A 21,932-nucleotide genomic window follows, 5' to 3' on the forward strand; every position below is an offset into this window, starting at 1 on the left:
GAACCGCCAGCAAGGCGCGTGCTCCCGCAGGCGTCAGCTCAAGCAATCCCGCAGGTAGGATAACCCGGCAAGGCTGGTTATTCTGGTTCGCGCTCATCGCTGTGCCCCTATGGCGGCGTATCCCTCGCCATAACCGGCTTGCTCAACTGCACGGCGGATATCAGCGGTCAGGTAGCCCCGGACTTGCCGAGTCTCACCGTCTTCGCTGGTCACGCGGTCTCGCGTCGGCCGACATCCTGCTTCGTTCATCTGCTGCGAGAACGTCCTGCGTTCGATGCCGAGCGCCTCCACCAACTCGGCCGTAGGGACGAACTGCCGCCCCTCAGGTCCGAGGTCGGCTCCCAGATACTCGACGAGCGCAGAGAGCGGTTCTGGCAACTCAGGCATCGATGGGCTCGGTGCAACCCCCGCGCCCAGAGCGTGTGCAACGGCAGCGTGATCGAGCGTTGGCATGCTGTCCTGACCGGCCGCATGCCCTGTCAGCGTTCCAGCCGCCTCCCGCAGAGCGCGCCCCTGCTGACAGATGGTCTGCCAGTCCTCGTTCGGCATGTAATACGTGCGGACCGTCATCGCCAACACATCCGCCCCAGCCGCCGTGTCACCGTCCGGCCTGAGGATGCCTACGCCCTTGTGCGACGGCAGAAGGCGAGACGAGTCGAACCCGCGGGTGTTCATCTGCTCGCCGAGCACGATGTTGGAGTCACGCCAGTCCATCACCCGAAGGGCGAACCGTGATCCGAGCACTGCCCGGAGCCCGGATGGGATGGTCTTGGAGTCGGGGCGTTGAGTGGCGAGTACGAGCACGATCCCGGCCGCTGGCCCCTTCTTGGCCAGCCACGTCAACAACTCGCCGACGTACTCACCTGCCGCAAGCCTTTTTCCTTGCACGTCAACAGGAGTGCGATCTTCGAGCGGCACCTGAACCTCGTCGATGAAGATCGCCGTTATCGGCATGTTCAACGCCTTGTCCCGTGACATCTCCGGCGTCACCTTTGATTCCGGGCACACCAAGTCGTCCAGATCCCGCATACGCCGGAACCTGCCCTGGATTTCGGCAACCAGTTCGGCCAGCCAGTCAATGAGGGCATGGACGTGTTCAGGCTCGTCACCAGCCATGAAGCGGTGCGCAACTTGCCCGGCAGCGACCCAATCTTTCCCAGCCTTGAAGTCCGCTACGTAGAGCCGCACCCAAGCGTCCAGGACAAGTCCACTAGCAGCGAGCCGGGCAGCGAACGTCTTACCCTGCCTGGGAATAGCGCCGATCAGAAGCGACGTCCACACGAGCGGCAGATCGATCCGCCGATCTCGTGCGTCACGTCCGAACGGGACAGGCCGCCAAGCATCCCACCGTGTAACGCCGAGCAGCGGCGTCTGAAGAGGCGGACGAACGTACGGGTCCTCATCGGCGACCCACATCGAGATCCGGCCGGCATGCCCGCCGTTTCCACGCACGCGCTCCACGATGAGCTGAACTTCGTCGACTGCCAGGGCTGAAGCCAACGCATCCCGGTTCTTCACGACATCCGCGGCCTTCCGCGTCGCCGGCAAGTCCACGGTGACCGCCCAACCGTCACCCACGCGCGTTGCTCGTTCCACCAAGCGAAGTGTCTCGTCCTTTCCGATCAGCTTCGCGTCGCGGAACGCATCCACAAGAACTTGCGGATCCATCGTCCACGTCAGTGTGCGCGGACCGGCAAGCGCGGGCTTCCGTCCCGGACTGCCATCCTTGCGGCGTCCCAGAATCGCCAGGGCCAGTGATGCGGCAGCCCCGCCGATCCACAGTGGATCGTGCCCGTACAGGAGATCCACCACGGCGACCGCCAACGCTGCTATGGCAACGACGGCACCAGTGACCTTCCAGCGGAACAGCGTCAGTTCACGAATCTCCGTGAACTTGTCGGCAAGCTTCTCCGAGTCCTCGGCCGCCGTCCGATAGTCATTTACCTTGACCCAGCCTCGCCAGACTCGCGTACCGGCTATGGCCCCACGGACCACCGCACCCGCGTACCGAAGTGGCGACTTGACTATCCAGACCACAGCGTCCTTCGCAGCCTGGACGGCTTGCGGCCTACTCTTCATCCACAGTGGCACTCGCGGTGAGTGCTTCCACCAGCGCGCGAGCCGCCGACGGACGGTCCGAACACGCGGTTGGGGTAGCGAGTCGTCGATCAACTCGCCGTCCAGGATCGGCCCGATGTGCTCGACGTCGCCTGAGGCCATCCGGGCCAGTGACACCCCGCTATCAGCCTCTGAACTCGGTTCAGCTGCCATGGCGCACCCCCTCGGCCACCTCGGCCGAAAGCTCGGCAGCGAGCCGCGAGGACAGCCCGCGCGAGCAACCGGTGACCTCTCGCACCCAGGCGGGCGTCACTTTGACCTCGGGTTTCCAGGCCAGCCTCGCGTCGGCGAGGTAGTCGGCGAACAGTCGACGGGCGGGGCGTTCACGATCGGCCGTCGCCGGTTCATGAACGTCTGCGGGTTTCGCGGTGTTCACGAGAGCAACCAGCACGGCGTCCGTGAGCTTGTCGCGTAGGTCAGTGACGGCTTCGGCCGCGACGAAGACGACCATCGGCGGCACGGAGTGCAAGACCACTCCGGCCGGTGATCCGGCGGCCCACGAGGACCAGGTGTTCATGACGTACGTGGCCGCCAGCGTGAGCCACTTTGCCGCACGGACCCACCGCCCGGTGTGAACCTGGTACCGGGCGGTGACCTGCTCAGCTCGAAGGATGGCGAGCAGCACCAGGCACACAGTCGGGTCCAGCAGCCAGGCCGTCAGCCAGGGCAACGAGCCGAAATCCGATCCGGCGGCAGCGAACGACTGGACGTTGGCCGCGGTGAAAGCCAGTCCGAGGATGATTCCGGCCCAGCACAGCCGGTCGACCTGAGCACGAACTCGTTCGATCCGAAGGGCGACGACGTCCGGATGAGTGCTCCAGCGGCGGACATCGGCAGCCTCTGTGGCATCCGCGGCGAGACGCTGAGCACGACTCACCGACGCCGTACAGGACGCAGCCTCCTGTTTCGTGTCGATCATCGGCCACCGCCTCGACCTGAGGTATCGAGCGATGTGACGGTCAGAGCGCGGGTCAGGACGTAGGCCGCGATCAGGTCCGGCACTCCGAGTACCACGAGCAACAGAGTCGGGTTGCCAGGATGTGTGATCACGAGCCACTGCACACCCACGAACGCCGCGCCCGTGAACAGCACCTTTCCGGCGAGCGAGACGACTCGTGCGCCCGCTCGTGCCGTTTCGGCGGCGCGGCGCGCTTTGCGTGCGCCGACACGCCACACCATGAACAGGGCGAACAGAACACCAAGTCCAGCGAGAACCTGTGTCGTTGAGAGGGTGAGCGTCATCGCGCCTCGCCTCCTCGGCGACGCTGCCAAGTCGTGTGGAGGCTGCGCCGGTCGGTATCCGGCATCGCACCCCACACGCCGAGAGCATCCGGTCCGGTAGTGCGGAGATCGAGTTCGAGGCACTCATCGATCACCGGACAGCCGGCACACAGTCGCTTAGCCAGGTCCCTGTCAGATGGATCGTCCCCGGTCAATTCCGGTAGGTCCGCGCGCTCGAATGCCCAGAAGCACAGGCCGTCCCTTTCGACCACCTCCTTCAAGACTGAGTCAGGCACAGGGGCGAACCGGTCTAGCTGGGCGGCGATCGCCGTGTAGTCGAGTTCGCTCATCGCGCACCTCCACCGAGGGCTCGCCGCAGCTCTGAAGCCGGGATGACGAGTCGCGAACGGCGCCGCTCGGCCCGCAGTTCGCCGATCCGGATGGCGCGATGGATCGAGTTGAGGTCAACGCCGAGAATCCAGGCGGCGTCAGCCGGTGAGTAGAACGCTGGACCGCCAGCGTCAGGCATTTTCTTCTGCATTGGGGTAGTCCTTAAAGTCGGAAAGCTGATTTGAGCCTTAAAAGTGCGCTGATTTAGTCGCACAAAGGCGCGAGAATGGTCCGAACGCGCGACGCGGTGTGGATCTCAGCGTCGTTGATTCCGTCAAGCGCTAATGTCGGCGCTGAGGCGGACCACGAAGGAAGAGGAATAGGTGTCGGAAGACTGGGCGGCGGTCGCGAAGACCATCAACGAGCGCGTACACGAGCTCGGATGGAAGCAACGCGAACTGGCTGAGCGCTCGCAGGTCTCCCAGGCGATCGTCCGCGAAATCCAGAACCACACCGTGGAGCGCAAGCGAAGCGACCGGACGCTCGAAGCGCTCGCGGTCGCGCTCGGTTTGCACCCGCAGCATCTGCTCGCTGTCCTGCATGGCCGCATCCCGCCGACCCTCGGCCAGCCTCGCGAAGACATGGAAGACGCCGTGTCGGCGCGGCTCGCTGTCATCGAACAGCGGCTGTCGCAGATCACCGAGCACCTCGCCGATCTCACCGAGCTGCTCCGCCGCGATGGGACTTCCCGCGGCTAGCGCGAAATCCTGTTTGCGATCGGCCGACTCGGTCGACCGCCGGTGTTCCTTGTCGTTTCTCATGTCACCAAGAAACGGCATTTTTCCGGGCCGCGGGAGCTGGCAGCGGTTTACATGCCCCGTGTTATTTCCTGTTATCTCCGCAGTTCAAGGCCACTGCCGGAGGCGCACGTCATGAACTCGACAAGCCCTTTGAAGGCCGCCCGGAATGTGCTCGACTGGAGCCAGGAGAAACTCGCGCGAGCAATCAACGCGCGTGCAGCAGCACACGGATTACCCGAACGCTCGGTCCCCAGCCGGAAGACGGATATCTCCCGGTGGGAGAACGGCCATGTGGTGCCCGAACCGCCGATGCGCGCCGTCCTGCGCGAGATCTATGGCCGAACCGACGACGATCTCGGGTTCCCGACGGGCGATTTCGCCGGCCCCTCCGGCGATGAACTGGCCGAACGGCTGGTCATCGCCCGCCGCGTGGACGAGCAGACCATCGAACTGTTCCGCGACGAGGTCATCAGCGTTCGCCATGCCGACCGCCGGTTCGGATCAGCCGCCAGGCTCGAACGGCTCCGCGGACAGATCACCGAGATCGAGGGCCTGCTCAGGCACACCATCCTGCGTCGTGACAGGGCTCCGCTAGCCGGCGTGCTCGTCGAGGCATCCACGTTGGCGGGGTGGAACTCCCTCGACATCGGCTCACTTGCTCAGGCATGGACGCACTACGAACGCGCGAAATACGCGGCAATGGAGTCCGGCTCGACCGGATTGCTTGCTCACGCGACAGCTGAGCAGGGATTCGTCCTCATCGACACGGGCAACGTCGATGACGCACTCGCCCTGTTCGAGGAGGCGCGTTCGATCGGCGAGCGCGCCCCGGAACTGCTGCGTGCCTGGCTCGCGGCCGCGGAGGGCGAAGGCCACGCGATCGCTGGTCACCGGGACGAAGCTCTCCGAGCGTTCGACGAAGCGGACACGCTCCTACCGAACGAAGTCGTCCACCCGGAGCTTCCGTTCGTCTTCCTCGGCGGCAGCCACCTCGACCGATGGCGCGGCAACGCGTTGGTGCACCTCGGCGCGCCCGAAGCGATCGAGCATCTTGAACGCGTGGTCGATGATGCCCGGTCGACGTCCTTCGTTCGCGCCGGCGCCGCCGTGTATGTGGACCTCGCCCTCGCCTACAGCGCATCGGGTGACCGGGAGGCCGCCCGAACCTACGCACAGCAGGCTCGGCGGATCATCTCCCAGGTCGGCTCCGTGCGGCTACGACGTCGGCTGGAACGACTGGTGTTGCCAGGCGACTCAGACCCGGCGTGAGTTGAGGTAGTAGAGCAGGGACACCAGCGTGCCCGATCCGAGCAGTTCCTGACGCTGCGCAAGCTCGTTGACACGCGACAGCGGCACCCACTCCACCCTGCCGACTTCTTCCGTGTCGGTGGGCTCGCCGATGTGTTCGGCCTCGCGCCACAGGTACACATCGACCGGCGCCGTGACCTGCCCCGGCAGCGGCTCGAAGCTCACCAGATGTTCCGGCTCACCGACCGGCTGCCAGCCGGACTCTTCGGCCGCCTCCCGCGCGGCCGTCCCAGCGGAGTCGTCGCCGTCGTCGACCATGCCGCCCAGCAGCTCATAGCCCCATTGCTCGGTAGCGAACCGGTAGCGCCACAGCATCAGCGCCTCGTCCTGGTCGTTCACGATCAACGCGATAGCTATCCGCGCGAGGTGCACGACGTGGTAGTCCCAGCGCTCGCCATTCGGCGCCTCGACGTCCGTCAGCCCAACCTTGACCCACCGGTTGTCGTAGACCAGGCGCTCACCGAACGTCTTCCACGACCCATGCTCGTCAGCCACGCCGCGAGCCTACGGGCTGGCAGTTGCCCGCAGTACCACCTCCCGCTCAGTCTTCGCGCCCCGAAGCGATGAGCTGGGCAATTCGACGTTGCTGCCGCACAGACCCGATTTCGACAGCAAGGGCACGAGCACGAGCTGCGTGCGCTCGGCCTTCTTCGTGTTCGCCCATCGCGACGAATGCCGTCGCGAGGTCCACTCGCAACGCTGCCTCCGCGCGCGTGAATGTCGGATCGAGACGGCTGAGCGCTGTCGAAAGCACACTTACCGCCTCCGGCTCGCCGATCCGGGCAAGCGCGTGCCCGCGCCACCTCGCGAGATGAACAGGGTCAAGCACCACGTAGGGACCGTCCACCGCAGACACGTCGGTCGGCAGAAGGGCTGCAGCACGATCGAAGGCCAGCAGACTCGCTGAACGCTGCCCGTCTGCCGCAAGAGCTTCACCGTGCGCGGCAGCGAGCCACGCTCGAAGGAGGCGACCAGCGAGACGTCGGGCCTGACGCTCGGCAGCGCACAACAGGTCGACCGCTGATCCAGTCTCTCCGACGTCGATCAGCACAAAGGCCTGTTCAGCGAGACAGTGCACTTCAAATGCCTCGTCACCGGACTCGCGAGCAGCCGCTTTGGCTTGCTCGTAGAACTGCCAGGAGTCATGAACGGAACCCATATCGAGCCTCTGCCAGCCGGCGAGCGTGCCGAACTCTGCGAGCAGAGCGGCAAGTCGGCCACGAACGTCCGAGGTGAGGCTGTGGGACCGCAAGCGCGCGATTTGCCGGATTTTGGTAGCCACCTCTTCATGAGCTGTTGAGGCGCCCAGCTCCCGATCAAGGCGCCGGACCGAGGACAACTGGCCGTGAAGCAGGGTCAACACGTCCGCGTTCACGCGGCGAGCAGCGCTAAGTCGCTGCCGGAGTTCCGCGTCCGGGTCTTCGGCGGAACCGCGGACGGTGTCAGGTGATGACAGCAGCTCGCCGATTTCGAGACCGAGCATCCGTTCGAGCAGGCGCGCGGTAGCCGGCCGCGGGCGGCCGACCGGTGATCCGTCCGGCTTGCGTCCCGAGATCAAGCGCTGCAGGTGTCGCACGCTGAGCGTGCCAGGCTCCCCGAACCTGCGCGCGAACCGCTCGGCATCCTCGACGAACTCGGCGAGCGTCTGATTCCGCTCCCGGAGCTTCATCTCCAGAACTGTCCGCGACATGTCGTCGGTGCCGCCGCCAGCTGTCATCTTGCCCCTCTCGGCGTTCAAGCTGCCCACGAGATGTCCTCGTTATGTCGTCCGCGCGTCCTGTCGCCTAAATAAGCGCATAAGGCAGGCTGATTTCAGATTTTACAGCCCGTTGTGGCTGGTCAGCCTGTAGGTAGTGGAGGACTCATGCGCGACATTCTGCGGCCGGATGTGGCCGCCGGGACATACGTCACCTGGCACAGGAGCGAGGTTGACGGCCTCGATCACGCCGTAACCGACGAAGCGTTCGCGCGCGGCCGAGATGACGACCTCGGCCGATATGAGGGACTCTGCGGCCACGTCGTGCTGCCCTTCTCGATGCTCGTTCCACCTGGGCGACCATGTGGCCGTTGCAAGGCGTACCTGTCAGCTCGGTCGACGCTATCCACCGTCGAACGGCGTCTACGCCCGCCTCAGCACCGCAAGCCGTCGCGCTTGCGCCGGTTCTTCCGACCTCCTCCTGGAGCCGATCCTCAGAAGCCGTGTTCACGGCACTTGCTGAACGGCGCTCGAACCCGCGGGCTTCCGACTTCGAGCGCCGTTCTCTTCGCTACCGAGCTACCCCACGGCAAGTCATGACATCGCCAACCGGCGCCTCGATCCCCGTCTTCCAGCGTGAGCTTGACCCACTTCTGCTCCTGCCGATCCGGCTGTTCGTGCTGTGTCTTCTCGCTGACGTGAGGTGGCATGAAGAGGCCACTCTGGCGACGCGTCTTCGCGTCAGTTCGCGAGTCTTCGCCCCTCATACCGACCGACTGCTCGCCGCCGGGTACGTAGCTCGACACGAACGGCATCGAAGCCTGCTACGTGTCACCGACCTCGGCTTCGAGCGACTTACGAATCACGTGACCGCATTCCAGCGAGTCACTAGCCGAGCCGTAGATCTCGTCGCGACGCAGCGCGCTGGCCCAGCCCGCCGGCGTGACACCTGATGGCCGCCCCCAAAGCTCGACTCCCGCAGGCGGTTCGTGACGGTGTGACGGGTTCGCAGCCAGCCGGCTCAGCTGTCACACGAAGCGTTTCCCACAGGTCAGGGGTGCTTTCACGTGTCACAACGCCTTCGACGGTATGCGTCTTACGAGACGGCCGATCTGTCCCAAGTCCAGCCCGGCATTCGCCACAACACACTGAGCAGGAACTGGTGAAATCGAAGAAGACACCCCAGTTGTCTACCGCGAAGCAGAGGGAGCTTGGTGTAGAGCTGCGCCGGATCCGTATGCGCGCCGGTTACCTCGCAACTGACATGAGTCGCATGCTGGGCTGGCCCGCGTCCACCATCTCGCGACTCGAAAGCGGCCTCCGCACTTACCAAGCCGGCGACATCGCCATCTACCTCGCCCGAGCGAAAGCAACCCCCCGCGAACTCGACGACCTGGTAGCCCTAGACCGCCTCCCCGACAACGGCTACCAAGTCAGAAGCCACCCCACAGGCTTCCCTGACGACCTTCCACTCATGAAGGTGCTCGACAGCGGTAGCCAGTCCATCACAACCTACGACCCCGTTGGCATTCCGCGGCAGCTGCAAATCGAGCCCTACGTTCGCGAACTACTCAACAAAAGTGGCATCGAGGATGGTCCTGCCCTCGATACAGCGGTGTGTACACGACTCGCCAACCAGCCAACATCCCTCCGATCGGCCGGCCCATTCACCTTCTATCTGCAGGAAACCTCACTGTTCGAATGCTCTAAACGTCGCACTGTCCTGCATGAGCAGATCCTGTACCTCTTGATCACGTCGTCGCTGCCTCGTTACCGCATCAGCCTCCTGCCCGCAGAGTCCACCGCGAGCGAACTCGAGATCGAAACAGGATTTACTCTGTACCGACATGATCAGCACCTCCCAGTAGTCCACCACCGGCAACCCACAGCAAGCCTCTTTCTCGAGAACGAAAACGACATCACATTCTATGAAAGCGCACTCAAGCGCATCGCTGACCAGGCTCTCACCTGGCAGCAAACCCGCGATTGGCTTACTAGACTCCTGTCCCAACTTCGAATATGAGGATGGCAAATCAGTCTTGAATTTATTCAAGACACACTAGAGCCTAGAAAGACACCTGCCTAAGCGCACATTGCTTTCACAAAGAACATCAAATTTCCAAATCGCTCCACCTAACCTATTTTACTACCTTGGCCAATCAGTTCCAGAGGCCAACCTCGCGAATCTTACCTCCTCGGTTGTATCAAATTCGAGGGCTGTCACGCCATCCGAGCTGGGAGCTAGATTTTCCAGCCATTCTGAAAAACGCTCATACAAGCGAGGTGCGACGTCTGCCGCAAAAACCTTGACGCAAGAAACCAAGAACTGCCAGTCGGTTGCACTAAGCTTTGACAGGGAAGAATCATCGAGTAGCGGGAGAATCTCAACAGTTTTTCTTGCCGTCCACCGAACCAGCATTCTAGACCTTGCTAACCGAAACACGCGAGATATAATCATAGGATCGACATACCGGCCAATTTCAACCAGATCAAATAGATCGAACACATCTTCCAGTCGGCCATATTCGGCAATTCTACTAACCGGCATTCCAGAGGTTTCAAAGTTTAGAATCATGGAAAGCATCACCGCAGGTTGAGTCTCGATAAGGTGCGATGCATCCAGCTGGGCAAAGGCGTTTCGTGCGATTCCTACAAGTTCCTTTGAAAACCCGTCGGCATTAGCGATCTTCCCGGTCAGCTCTATTATAGATGAATAGAACTCCAGGTCGGCGTCACTCGGCCCCAAGGATAGGGTAGCTTTAAGAATGGAATACTTGACAGCGCTAGGAAGCATGGAGTAATTCGCGTGCAAAGTGTGCAACACATAGCGAGCAAGCCGTTGCGCACTACTATTGCGTGGTCTCATTGTTTCACCTGGAAGTTCTCCTCCGGATTTCGTCCTGCCTACGGTTCGAAGGAGAACTAGGTAGTCATGAGCAAGGAGCTCTTTTCCCTTCTCGTCTAACTGAGGGTATGCGATCCTAGTAAGAAATAGTGAGCCAAGTGCCACGTTTCCTGGCGTATTGTTTATAATTGAATCTAAAGCAAAACTAGAACCCGCAGTAAAAATTGTGGAAGCCGACTGGCCAACGTTATCGAACAAGTGGACAGAAGGGGCCAATGCCGGAAGATTGAGGAGACCAGGAGACAGTTCCACTCGGCGAATCTCTTGTTCCATAAGATCATTTATCCAAAGATAGTTGGCGCTTGAATAATCGCCACCATGGAGACTGTCACGCATATTAATACACTTGGATATTTCGAAGTCTTTTCCGAGTGAAAATTGGTATACTAGACCGTCGCCATCTCCGTCGAGCGAAAGCCTCAGAACTGAACAAATTGACCTCCACCGGTCTGGCTCCAACTGTGATTCCCAAAGAAGCGCGTACTGTTTCCATCGCTGACTTGCCGAAGAATGGCCAGACTCGTCTCGTGCAGGTCCAAAGAACAACTCTTTTACATTTATTGATTTTGCGAACGCTGCATATGAAAGAATAAGGTTCACACTGTACACGGCCATTCGTTTCACATTCCCCGCAGAGCGGGGTCCGTATCTCTCGTACCCGTGATTAACATGGTCCCATCCGGACCGCTCAAGTAGTTGTCCTAAAGTTTTAACTAACGATCCACGCTCGTCTACCGTGGTAGGCATCTCGGCAAGAAATAGGAGAATCTGCTGACGCTGAGCGAGAACTTCATGACTGTATAGTGCTTTGATTAAATCGTCCTGAATTACTTCCCTGGACCCTTCCCAGGGTTGATCACCCGATACAATCTTACGGCAATTCTGAAGGAGGTTCTTAAACAACCTAGCCACTAGATACTCGCCAAATGTGGCATGCAAGAATTCAAAACTTCTTGAGGTAACAGACCTGTTGAAATTTCTGCCCTTCTCTCCATCGCGACGTAACTCTGCGGCCTCAGACTTGTTCACAAAGTAGAATGATCCAACCAGGGCATGAGCCCGTGATATCCGTGATTGAAAATCATGAACAGTAGACGTCTCCACTGTTCCCATTAATGCCGAGAGATCTAATTCCAGCTCATCCTCGTTGATAATCTGGGCCCCACGATTAAACATTGCAAGTGCCGCAATCGCCAAGTAGTAAAGCTCCTCTTCGATCTTCTTCTCGATATCTCGATCCTCCATATTGGCACCTTGCCTATTGACTATTTCTCGCCGCGCAAATCGTATGAACAGTCGTTCATACAAGGCTGCGCCCACAAGGCTTTCTTTTTCGCGAGTGAGCGGATTGCCGTCCGAGTCGTAAAGTGCGAGCATTAGCAGAAGGATTGGGTGCTGCGATAGATCGCGATACCTTATTACCGTTTCAACGTCTAGCGGCTCAATGGAAAGCCTTGCGAACTCTTGAGCATTTTGGATATTCCACTTGTCAACCCAAGCTGTGATCTGCGCAGTGTTGAACGGCTCAAGCTTTAATGCCACAGTACCGCGAGGTACCCTAGCTCGATCAGCTACGATCGTTCGGCTTGTTACGATTACAGAAATTGAGCGTCCTTGAACATTCGAATTCCACTGAAACTCACGGACCTGCTCAAGGTACTGCGACTGACTAGTACCGGTTGCCTGCACTAGTTCGTCGAATCCGTCCAAAATTAACACTGGATGTAGACCCGGCGAACTAGCAAGTAATGCTGGCCAAGAAATCCTTTCTTGCAATACTAAAAAGAGTGCCTCCTCTATCTGTGCCTGAATTGAAGCATTCGCACTAACTTTGCGGAGGACCACGTGTATAGGCAGAAAATCACTCGCGGCCAATTCTGCGGCGAGAACTCTTGCAACAGTTGATTTTCCGGCTCCGGGATGTCCAAGAAGGAGCAGAGGGACCTCCATAGAGCGCGGCGAGGTCAAATAGCCAGCCATTACGCGAAGGATATCGGATTGCTCCTCGCGATCGCGCCACCATTGCTCACTTGAAAGCATGGACGGACCATCTTCATCTACCGCCAATTTAAACAACGGATCGATATAAGCCTCTCGCATGGTAGGAATGTTAAGGCCAACCTCAGAGCCATCAGAAGTCTCCAAAATTGTACGCGTTAACTCTGCCGAGTAGCACGCTCTCAAACCTTCGATCCATCTGTGCGAGCTCTTGTTTTCGACTAATCCGCTTGAGAGAAGACTCCCGAGTTGATCCAGCAAAGAACTAGTCATGCCGAATTGAGTATCTACCTTCTCCTTAAGTATTCCTATTTTTTCAGCAAGGTCACCCCTGGTTGCCTCGTGCTGACGGAGGTCAAGCCACATCGCAAACTCTGGCACATCGCTCGCTAGTCGACAAACATATTCCTCGTACTTTTCTCCGGCACGATCGGGTAAAGTTGCAAGTATTCGCCTATCCAAATCAACCTTTTGTGAAGCGCCCAGATTTTCCCGCAATTGAAGACCATGCAAGAACGCAACGAGACGCTTTGCATATTCTCTAGCGAAACTTCGCACGCCTTCTACTGTATCACTAAAGGGCAGCACACTCTCCGGAGCTGGCAACTCCGTTCGCGAGAGATGCTCCACTATCGCTGATAGCGTAGGATCAGTCTCTTGGCCGTCCAACCCAAGCAATCGACGAATCTCATCATCCGTAACAAGCAGATTATCCCACTCGCCGCCAACCACCTCTGACGTAACTTCAATTACCGATAGAACGACTGTCAGAGCATTTGCTGCGGCAATCCGATCGACAAGTTCGGGGATGTAGGAGTTTTTTAGCTTCGCACCTAGCTTTCCAAGGGGAGACTCCATCAGCTGACGCAGCTGGTTCTTAACTCCAATAGCGGGAAGTACGCCAGGCCCAACCGCGAGCGCCGAAGTAAGAATGATTCCACCAAGGATCTTATCTATTTCGTTAACCAGTTGCGAATCTTTCCCAGATAGAATCCTCAGGCTGTCTCGGTACGAGATATTGCGGGCAACTACCATGCTCGGTAGCATTTCAGGTGTGTTTACTGGCGCGCAAGCACCGGTGCGCGGGTGTCTCCAGAACGGTAGGTCCTCCACCTCACCACGGACGCGGGTTCATGGGGGGGCATTGACCCCATTTCCGCCCGGCCAGGAGCGGGCCAACCGCATCGAACACGTCTCAGCCCACTATCGCCCCACGATGTGCGGTTGGCCATGCACAGAGGTCAGCGTGACGCCCCTTCCGATACTGGCGCATTCAGGGACGAGCGCCGCGGCCGGAATCGGTCGACGATGAACCGAGGCGCTGGGACATGGCCACGCGCGTTGAACGTTGGTCGACGCTAGGGGAAGCCCCTGTGTCACGTCAGCCAGAGGCGTGTGGATAGTGAGCAGCTCGCCCCATGAACACAGATAGGGAGACGTCCGGCCACGTTACCGATGATTCTGGTTGCATGACAGTGCCCCCCGGGTGCATCTCAGGTCGCGCGCCGGCGGGCCTCGATCCAGAGAACCGAGCTGGGGAATCCGAGTCTCCTCGTTGAACGAGCAGCCCCGCAACAAGCGCTAGTCCTGCGCGTGGGTGTAGCATCGCGGTCGGCGGGCGCGGACCGCCACTGTGGAGGATCACTTGCGACCGGCAGCGAGTGATGCGATTCCCCTAGGGCAGTGCCCACCGCGCAGGCGACCTTGTGATCGGTGTACTCGCTGTACTTGACGTCCTTGTCCGCCTGGCCGGAGGCAGAGCAGGGAGTCTTTCGTGCCTGGCAAGTTTCTGGATCACATCACTCGGCTTGTCGATGGTCTCACGATGCAACGACGCCGTACGATCAGTGCCTTCGTGCACCGGCTGAGCAGCCAACTGTCCGAGCCAGACCAGCGGGTACTTCTAAGGGCACTAGCCGATCCGTACCCCGCGGTTGGACGGCTTGAGTACGAACCGACGGTGCCGCACGTGGTACGACACCGTCTCTTACCCGTAGCGGTGCACCGAGCTCAGCAGGAACTGGAGTCAGCGGTACTCCACGCGCTGTTGCAGGGGATGGTCCTGCTCGAGTCTCATCCGGTCGCCCGGGATTATCGGGTGGGCCATCTAGTTGACGACGTGCGGTCGTCCCCGGATGAGTTGCGACTGCGACTCCATCCGGTGGTACTTGGTCCGTTACTGACAAATCTGTTGCCGATCGTGGATCCGGACGATCCAGCGGAACTTTATGGCACCGCTGGTGCACGGGTGTACTGGGACGACCTTGAACGTGTCGAGCTGTGGTTGGCGGACTTCAGCCCGCAGCCCCGCGTGGTGATCACGGGGATCTCGGAGACGGCGTGGAAGGCGGCTAAGGCTTATCTCGATGCTGAGCAATCGTCGGCACTATTGTTGGCCGACGCTTATCCCCACAGCTTGGCGCCGGCGGAGGCCGAGGTGCTGGCACGGCGGCCGCGAGTATTCGGGCCGAATTCATTAGGAAGTGGGGTCCTACGCCGCATCGGCGTATTTCGCGATGCGTGGTGGGTCAAGTCCAGCGTACGTGGCGACGAATCGCTGGTGGTCGAGTGGCCCGACGCCCCATCGCAACTGAACGTGCTGGAACAGCTCTGCCACCGAGCGACCCAGCTCACTCCTGGCAGATTCCGCCTGGACATAGATCCCAGCGGACGCATTGTCGAGCTCCACGACATCGATAGTTCTGTGCCGCTGCCCAACGATCCTGGTTGCAAACTGCTGCTCCGGAGAATTTCCACGACGCGCGAAGAATACCTGCGTTCTCGCCACCGATATACACCCGTGCCCGACCACTGGCAGGCATGGCAGAAAGTCTTCCAGGCCGGCAGGCGGGAAGTTCAGCTCGATCTGGCCGTGCTGTGGAATCGCTACACCGGCGAAGAGCTGCACCCCAGCTCGGACAGAGTGGTCAAGATCAGAAAAGCGGTAACCTCAACTCCGCACGGTAAGGCGATACCAGAAGCACATTCCACCGCGCAGAGAATCCTGGAGACGTCGCTGCTGTTGATGATTCGAGGATCCCAGCCTCCTTACAGCGGAGAGCGCTATCGTGGGCACCAGGTGTTTCGCATGGTCAGCCCTCGACGCGATAAAATGGTTATCAACCTACACGAGAAGGTGTTGCGGTGGTTCCTTCGCGCGATGCTCGCGCCCGTCCAGCCTCACCCAGGCACAGACGGCCTACCTGGGCTGCGCATCGTGCCACGGCAACATGCGCTCGAGCTTCGGTTACTCGATCACGATAGTGTGTGCACCGATGCGTTAGTTGTGCTGGACGGAGTGGGCGCTAAACGTTGGCGAGAAATCTGGCCCAATATTCGCGACAGTGTGCATTATGACAGCGGCTGCGTCGACCCAGAGCTCATGACGAGCCCTCGGCTTAGCAACGGCGAGCGCGCCGGAATGAAATTCCATCGGCACAGCTGCGGGCCCATCTCGCTCGGCAGCGCTTTCCTACGTCGGTTCGGCCTTGTCAGCTGTGCGTACGCCGTGGACGTCTGGACTGGCGGCGAAGGCCGAGATCTGCATGTCGAAATTGACCAAGGACCTTCCATCCCCACACTTCTCGATGCCCTGGCGGATCCGGTCTTCGGTCTCGTCGACGGATCGGTCTCCATCATGCACCCATCTCAACGGCACCCCCGCGTTCAGGACCAACGCGTCGTCCCGGACCGGTACATCGGACGGGAGAACCCGCCTCGACGACCACCGGCACTCATTCTGCGCCAGTTAGATCCCAGCACCAGACCGTCGGCGATGCCTAGTCCGGTGATCTCATGAGCGCACCACGCCGACCGCATACCCTGGCCGCCATGGCGGACAAAGTACTGGACTGCGATCAGCGGACCAGGCGAGCTAGCCGGCTCATGCTGACTGCCGCAGGATGTGTCACCTTGATACTGGCCGGCGCAGGGCTTCTTCTTACTCTTCTACCACTGCCGATCTATGTGACGGCGGGCGTATTCACGGCAGCTGCCGGAATTTCCGGTGTCTTATCACGCCGCCGCCGCTGAATTCGGTTTAGTCTTGTCTTGTGGGACTGTGACAGGTTGGCCAGCATGGACGATTGATGAGAACATGTATGCATCACTTGGGGAGAAGAGTTATGGCACCGACGTGGGATGACATCGTGGATCCCGTAGTTCTGTTCGCGGACTCCGGCAACATGCTTGGACACATGTGGTGGGTAGGCGATCCATCCCTGGCGCTTGAGATGGTCGAGGGGTTTTTCGACGTCGCACACGCATATGATGGGCTCGCCCGTCCTCTGCGTCTCGTCCAGGACGGCGACGGGTTCACGTTCGAACTTGTTTCAAGCGAGCCACGCGAGACCGAGATGCGCGCCCGCGTGTACTCGTACTACCGCAGATTCGCACGGAACCAAGCCCAGGAACCACCGGACGTATCCGACGTGCGGGAGTTCCTTTACGCGGTCGCGGACGACCGTGTCGACGAGTAAGGCTATCGCGGGAAGCTCAGCTGGAAACGCCACGATAGCCGATAACGCAGCAGGTCATCGGTCATCGGGTACCGCGTTATCGACGGAGTCTTCGAAGTCGAACCTGAGCCCGCCCCATGATGAGCTTCCCGAGTGGCGCCTGGAAGGCGAGGTTACGCAACTCCCCAGGCCGCTGTGACAGTGAGGTAGTGATCGCGGATGGCGGCCGGGTCCGGCCCCTTGACTACGGGCAAGCCGTCGAGTTTGGCGTAGTCGTCGTAGTCGGCCAGTGTCGGTGCGATAACGACGGTCCAGGTCTCGGGGTGGATGGCGAGCAGGCCGCGGTCGAACAGTTTGTGCACGTCGGCCCGCATGAGAAGACCGTCATCGTGGGATTCGTGTTCCGCGAACTTTCGCAGGTGCGCGGCTTCGAGCGCTTCCGCTGGGCACGGCCCTGTGATCGCGCAACGCAGGCCGTAGTCCGCGAGCAGGTTCTCCCGGAACTTGTCCTGGCCGACGCGGACCTTTCCTCGTCCCTCGCGATGGCCACCGGCCGGGACCGTCCGACGGCGAGGCCCCGGCATCGCCGGTGTGGGTACCGCCAGACCTTTCAGAAGCGCCAGTAACCCGTCGTGGTCGAGGGGGCGGATCGCGTTCTGCGGAGCGCGGTCCAGCATCCGGGTGCGCAGCTCATCGAGTGGTATCGCTCCATCGAGAGCGCGATATCCTGCGCCGTATACCGCGACGAACTGTGTGACCTCGACTGTCGTGTCACGCGGTTGGTCGAACTCGTGGTTACAGTTTGTCCGCCGACACCGATACTTGGGCACTTGTCGTCGACGCTCGTCGAACTGGCTCCCCGCGCACTCGGGACACACCCTTTGTCGCTTGAGCACCCCGCTCTGGGTATCGATCTTCTCGACCCTGCTGACACCATGGACCCGGTCACCGTCGCGGATGACGATCAAATCGCCGACCGCGAGTCGACGTGAGTTCGCGACCTGGTTGTCGTAGACGTACTGTTCTCCGAGGACGTCGGGGTAGCCGCCGTTGCCGCCGTACTTGCGTTCTCCCTCCGCACAGAACAGCGCCCACGCCTGCTCAGCGTTCGAGCGGCTCGACCTTACGGCGGCATCCGTACGGGAGCGGATCTCGGCGGCCTCGACCATCATCGCGACCTCATCTTGCTGGAACTCTTCCAAGACGCGCAGGTCGAGCTGACCGCCCTTGGTGGGGATCTTGGTGTACTCGGGTAGGCGTGTCTGCAGGTCGTACAGCTTTCGCTGCACACTGTTGACCGACCGGAACTTGTCGCCGTACTGCCCCGCAGAGCCGCTCACCCGTGTCCGAAGCAGGCGTGACAGCTCCTGAACCCGCGGATCACCGGCCTTCAACGCCTTCCGGCCGTTCTCGAACAACAAGGCGCACGCCAGTACAAGCTCGTCTCGAGTCCAGTCGGGCAATCGAACCCTTCGCACGACGAATCCCAGGGACAGCAGCTTGTCCTTGACGGCAGCGGTGTCGACGACGTCCGCCGGCGTTAACGGCGTGCCGTCGGGCAGGAACCCGTGCGCGGCCGCTACTAGCGCCTGGCTTCCATACCGTTTATCGCCGGCCACGACGATGTCATCACTGCCCTCTTCGAAGCCGTAACGTCCGCAGAACGCTTCGACGCCCAGCTCGTCATGCTCAGCCATCGCCGCGCGGACCGCGTGTTCGGTCAGATCCGAGATACCCACGGGGCCAGGCTAGCCAACACCACCGACAGAACCGCTCGCCCCTGAGCTGGCGGCGCGCGAAGCGCCGAGCCACTCGTCTGACCGCGGTACTTCGCCGCCTTTGGACGCTCACACCCAGACTGCTGCGGTCCTCACCGCTTAGCTGCAACAGCGACGTCGCTCGAGGGTTCTATGCGATTCGTGCGGTCTTATCGCGCTCGCTCCGTGCCAGGTCGGCCTCGATGCTTCGCGTCGGGTAACCGGTGTAGAAGGTGATGTCGGGGATGGTGACACCGGCTCTCCGCATCCGCTCGACCACCGCCCTGCGGTGCCGGGTCCGCGGCGCGCGACGGGCGGACAGCGAGCGTTCCTCGGCGGTTGTGCCCGCCAGGAAGGTCGTATCGTCGAGGCTGACCTCGGCGAACTGGCGGCAGGCGGCGAGAGCGGGGCAGGCGGCACAGGTGGCGCGGGCGTTGGCGAGGAGACCAGGGTCGTCGTTCTCCCCGTCGAAGACGGCCTGCTGGACCTGTCGGTCGGGAAACCCGGTCACCTCGCTCGAGCACACGCCACCATGCGGCGCGACGGCGATCGCGGTGAGCTCCGGGTAGAAGTAGTCGGCGACGTGGCGCCTCGGCAGGGACATTTCCGTACTCCGGTGGTCCGGAGCGTGGAGACCACTGTCCCGCTCGTAGGTCAGTATAGAGCTGCCGCCGGGTCTCAGGCTCGTGGATCGGTCGGTTCGGACGTCGCCGTTCCGCCGCGTTGCTGTGCCGTAGCCGGCACCCACTGCGCCATCGGAGTGGCCCCCAACAGGGCTCCAAAATCTGTGACTCATGGTACGGGCCGGAAGTCACGGATCCCGCAACATTTATAGCCCGATCGGGTGGCGGGTCACGCTTTGACACGGCCCGCCACCCGATGGCCTCACGCGGTCGTGGTGTCCGGACGTTCCCGACGGGCGATCCGGCTGGCCAGACCGTCCCAGAACGTCAGACGATCACGCAGGGCTCCAAGCCGTTTGATCAACTCACCGGTCGCCCAGCCCTGAAGCTCCACCAGTGGCGTGCCACCGTTGTCGATGACTTCTTCGAGGTTCTCGACCTCCTGCTCGAGGATCGCGAGCTGACGTTCGATCGTCGTCTTGTGTCGAGCGAGCCGCATGGCAGGCGTTTCATTCTCCGGTGGGGTCGGCATCGGGCGATCTACCCCCGGGCGCGGGAACGCGTGGTAGCGCAGCCACCCGTTGGTGATCGTGATCTCGTCGCCGCCGGTTTCCTCGATCAAGCCGTCGCTACCGTCGAGGTGCCCGCGTACGAGGCGACCGTTCTCGTCCACCACCCGTGGCCTGCGTCCGGCACGGCCATCGACGATCGCCTGGTACAGCAGGTGGAGGCCTTGCGCTTCCTCAACCATCGCCCCGAGGACGTCGTTCGGCCCTCGCTTGTCGGCGTCGGTACCACCGCTGCCGTACGGTTCCCGGCGCAGACTCCCAGAGCGGGTCAAGTGGAACTGCGCCAACGCCGCCAACTCGGCGCGAGCGGCGTGCTCCCCAGAACCGGCGGGCCCCCCGGTCGAGGACGTTAGCTCGACAAGGGCGGCTTCAAGCAGTTCCTGCGGTGTTCGACCGGTGACCTTCCAGTCCGTAGTGGCGTACAACCGAAGGCGGCAGCTACGCCGGTAGGACGCCTGCATGGCGTCGATCTGCGTTCGAACAGGGTCGCTCGCGGGAAGGCTCGTGGCCAGGCTCCGGATCGGCCGCAACGCTAGTTCCGCCGCAGCCTCGGCCTTGGTAGCCGGCATGGCCCTGGCCGCGGAGGTCACGTCTCGGATGGCCCGGGAGACGATCGGCATCAGACCGCGGTCGAGGATGGTCGCCAGGACGTAAGCCGCTTGAGCGTCCTGTTCCCCGGGAAAGCCCTTCTCCACCGCGGTCTTCGGGTCCATCAGCCCGGCGAGGTAGGCGTGCTCGTCCTCGCTGATGGCGTCCGCGTGGCGGAGCGCCCGCACGACGGATTCCGCCATCGCCTCGTTCTTGCCGGTGGTGGGCCAGGGGCGGGGGCCGTCGACATGCAGCATCCCCAGGTAGCCGCCCAGAGCCTGCGCGAAATCGTAGGTGGCTTCCGCCGCTGGCACGAATTTCAGGATTACCCGGGCGCGAACGATCAGCGCGTTGCGCCGACCCCGGCGCTTGTCGACCGTACGAGCCGAGATACCCGGCTCCTTCGGGTCCTCCAGGAGAACGCCGTTCACGAACCGCCGAAGGTTGCTCTCCTCTCCGGGCAGGTCGTACATGACGGTCCTGACGTTCTCGACCCCGAGGACCGAGTGCGCGTTGGTGACACGACTCGAGCCCTCGGCGGTCACCAGAAGACACGCTGGGGGCTCCCCGTCGTCGTGACGGATCTCGTTATAGACCACGTCGACGGGCATCAGGATGCCCCGCTCCTTGATGGAGGCGGCCAGCTTGTTGTCCGACATGATGAAGTTCCCGGCCCGCTCGGCTTCGGCCAGCACGTGTGAGACATCCCGAGCCTCGGTCACCAGAGTCGAGGTCTCACCGTCTTCCGACGTCGGACCGCGCAGCGGCCCCATCGCCCCGGGGGCTCCGGACGCCGGGTAGACCCGTTCGGCGAAGGCCCGGTGATTGGTCACCATCGGCGACACGCCCGGAGTCCAGAGATCGACCTCGATGAACTCGAAGTTTCCGCCCACCACCGGCGTCGATCGAGGCGCGGACAAGGCCGCGCGCAGGCTGGCCGGGTCGGTCACCGCGGAAGCCAGAGCCCACGCGAAGTTCTTCGGCAGGCCGTAGGTCACGCCCGCATCGAACGCGCGCCTCACAGCCGCCATCTTCGGCAGCGTAGGCATCGGCTCGTTGTCCCAGCGACTCCACGCCGGCGGCGCGGGCAGCTCCTCCTCTGCGCCGGCGACGTCCTCAGACGCCACGGAGTCATCGTCGGGGAGCTGGGGATCAGACTCGTTGTCAATCACTTGAACCTCCTGTGGTCGTGGCGGTGTTCTCGCCTCGGCCCCGGAGCGGCCGCTCCGAGACTATGGGGCGGGACCCACGTGCCACGCCACCGACGTGACGGATTCCGCGAACCGCGGATGTGCGTCACGACGCGCCGGCATGAGAAGCCACCGCGAGGACATCGGTCATGAAGCTTGTCGCTTCCTGCCGCGTGCCCGCCGCTCGCTATCGAGCGTCGGTCGGCCGTGGTGCCGGCGTCGCACTCATAGTGGAGCACACGGCCTGTCCGAAACCCGCAAGTTCGGGCAAGTGATCGGGGCCTGCCTCAGGCCATGCTGCGGGGGCCGTCCAGCCGCTTGGCAGAGTCGCCGGGCATACGGCAACCCTCACATGCTTCCGGGGTGAGGGCC

The 21,932-nt window shown here is 61.7% G+C and carries 17 protein-coding genes; 5 read left to right on the forward strand and 12 right to left on the reverse strand.

The features are described 5' to 3' along the window. Positions 1-93: 93 nt before the first annotated feature. From AORI_RS57645 to AORI_RS84320, 5 genes are read right to left on the reverse strand one after another with little or no spacing between them, the layout of a single operon-like run. Positions 94-2,271 (reverse strand): cell division protein FtsK, encoded by a 2,178-nt coding sequence (locus tag AORI_RS57645; RefSeq protein WP_016333686.1) that lies wholly within the window; start codon positions 2,269-2,271, stop codon positions 94-96. Continuing rightward, a complete protein-coding gene (locus tag AORI_RS57650) occupies positions 2,261-3,037 on the reverse strand; it encodes a hypothetical protein (RefSeq protein ID WP_016333687.1) in 777 nt (258 codons plus the stop codon). The genes AORI_RS57645 and AORI_RS57650 overlap by 11 nt, the downstream gene beginning before the upstream one ends. Then, a complete protein-coding gene (locus tag AORI_RS57655; RefSeq protein ID WP_016333688.1) occupies positions 3,034-3,360 on the reverse strand; it encodes a hypothetical protein in 327 nt (108 codons plus the stop codon). Before AORI_RS57655 ends, AORI_RS57650 begins: the two co-directional genes overlap by 4 nt. Next, positions 3,357-3,689: a WhiB family transcriptional regulator gene (locus AORI_RS57660; protein ID WP_016333689.1), complete on the reverse strand. Its 333-nt coding sequence runs from the start codon at positions 3,687-3,689 to the stop codon at positions 3,357-3,359. Before AORI_RS57660 ends, AORI_RS57655 begins: the two co-directional genes overlap by 4 nt. Continuing rightward, on the reverse strand, positions 3,686-3,880 hold the full coding sequence (locus tag AORI_RS84320) for a helix-turn-helix domain-containing protein (protein ID WP_073842361.1): 195 nt from the start codon (positions 3,878-3,880) through the stop codon (positions 3,686-3,688). Before AORI_RS84320 ends, AORI_RS57660 begins: the two co-directional genes overlap by 4 nt. Before the next feature lie 172 nt (positions 3,881-4,052). Here AORI_RS84320 and AORI_RS57665 point away from each other — a divergent pair, with 172 nt between their 5' ends. Then, positions 4,053-4,427 (forward strand): helix-turn-helix domain-containing protein, encoded by a 375-nt coding sequence (locus AORI_RS57665; protein WP_016333690.1) that lies wholly within the window; start codon positions 4,053-4,055, stop codon positions 4,425-4,427. Positions 4,428-4,601: 174 nt separating this feature from the next. Then, positions 4,602-5,738 carry an NsdA family TPR-like regulatory protein gene (locus AORI_RS57670; RefSeq protein WP_043848076.1) on the forward strand — a complete coding sequence of 379 codons (1,137 nt, stop codon included), beginning with the start codon at positions 4,602-4,604 and terminating at the stop codon, positions 5,736-5,738. On the opposite strand, the gene AORI_RS57675 is transcribed toward AORI_RS57670, so the two are convergent. From AORI_RS57675 to AORI_RS57685, 3 genes are all read right to left on the reverse strand, one after another. Further along, positions 5,724-6,272 carry an NUDIX hydrolase gene (locus AORI_RS57675; protein ID WP_016333692.1) on the reverse strand — a complete coding sequence of 183 codons (549 nt, stop codon included), beginning with the start codon at positions 6,270-6,272 and terminating at the stop codon, positions 5,724-5,726. The two genes, AORI_RS57670 and AORI_RS57675, sit on opposite strands and share 15 nt — an antisense overlap. A 46-nt stretch (positions 6,273-6,318) precedes the next feature. Next, the gene (locus AORI_RS57680; protein WP_043848793.1) at positions 6,319-7,494 is read right to left on the reverse strand and encodes an NsdA family TPR-like regulatory protein; all 1,176 of its coding nucleotides are present in this window, start codon (positions 7,492-7,494) and stop codon (positions 6,319-6,321) included. A gap of 102 nt (positions 7,495-7,596) precedes the next feature. After that, on the reverse strand, positions 7,597-7,794 hold the full coding sequence (locus AORI_RS57685) for a hypothetical protein (RefSeq protein ID WP_016333694.1): 198 nt from the start codon (positions 7,792-7,794) through the stop codon (positions 7,597-7,599). Between the two features lie 841 nt (positions 7,795-8,635). Here AORI_RS57685 and AORI_RS57690 point away from each other — a divergent pair. Further along, on the forward strand, positions 8,636-9,496 hold the full coding sequence (locus AORI_RS57690) for a helix-turn-helix domain-containing protein (RefSeq protein ID WP_158509128.1): 861 nt from the start codon (positions 8,636-8,638) through the stop codon (positions 9,494-9,496). 123 nt (positions 9,497-9,619) lie between these two features. Here the strand turns inward: AORI_RS57690 and AORI_RS83355 are convergent, their stop codons facing one another. Beyond that, positions 9,620-13,489, reverse strand: a complete 3,870-nt coding sequence (locus AORI_RS83355; RefSeq protein WP_016333696.1) for an NACHT domain-containing protein — start codon at positions 13,487-13,489, stop codon at positions 9,620-9,622. Positions 13,490-14,150: 661 nt separating this feature from the next. Here AORI_RS83355 and AORI_RS83360 point away from each other — a divergent pair. Together AORI_RS83360 and AORI_RS57705 are read left to right on the forward strand one after the other, a co-directional pair. Then, positions 14,151-16,175 carry a hypothetical protein gene (locus AORI_RS83360; RefSeq protein WP_016333697.1) on the forward strand — a complete coding sequence of 675 codons (2,025 nt, stop codon included), beginning with the start codon at positions 14,151-14,153 and terminating at the stop codon, positions 16,173-16,175. Between the two features lie 325 nt (positions 16,176-16,500). Further along, the gene (locus AORI_RS57705) at positions 16,501-16,854 is read left to right on the forward strand and encodes a hypothetical protein (RefSeq protein ID WP_016333698.1); all 354 of its coding nucleotides are present in this window, start codon (positions 16,501-16,503) and stop codon (positions 16,852-16,854) included. Positions 16,855-17,006: 152 nt separating this feature from the next. Here AORI_RS57705 and AORI_RS57710 read toward each other — a convergent pair whose 3' ends face one another. The 3 genes from AORI_RS57710 to AORI_RS57720 form a co-directional block, all read right to left on the reverse strand. Continuing rightward, the gene (locus AORI_RS57710) at positions 17,007-18,572 is read right to left on the reverse strand and encodes an HNH endonuclease (protein ID WP_016333699.1); all 1,566 of its coding nucleotides are present in this window, start codon (positions 18,570-18,572) and stop codon (positions 17,007-17,009) included. A gap of 169 nt (positions 18,573-18,741) precedes the next feature. Further along, positions 18,742-19,194, reverse strand: a complete 453-nt coding sequence (locus AORI_RS57715; RefSeq protein ID WP_016333700.1) for a hypothetical protein — start codon at positions 19,192-19,194, stop codon at positions 18,742-18,744. A 281-nt stretch (positions 19,195-19,475) separates the two neighbouring features. After that, positions 19,476-21,542 carry a hypothetical protein gene (locus AORI_RS57720; RefSeq protein ID WP_016333701.1) on the reverse strand — a complete coding sequence of 689 codons (2,067 nt, stop codon included), beginning with the start codon at positions 21,540-21,542 and terminating at the stop codon, positions 19,476-19,478. Between the last annotated feature and the right edge of the window lie 390 nt (positions 21,543-21,932).

Origin of the sequence: Amycolatopsis keratiniphila (genome assembly GCF_000400635.2) — a bacterium.
In the GTDB taxonomy this organism is placed as follows: domain Bacteria; phylum Actinomycetota; class Actinomycetes; order Mycobacteriales; family Pseudonocardiaceae; genus Amycolatopsis; species Amycolatopsis keratiniphila.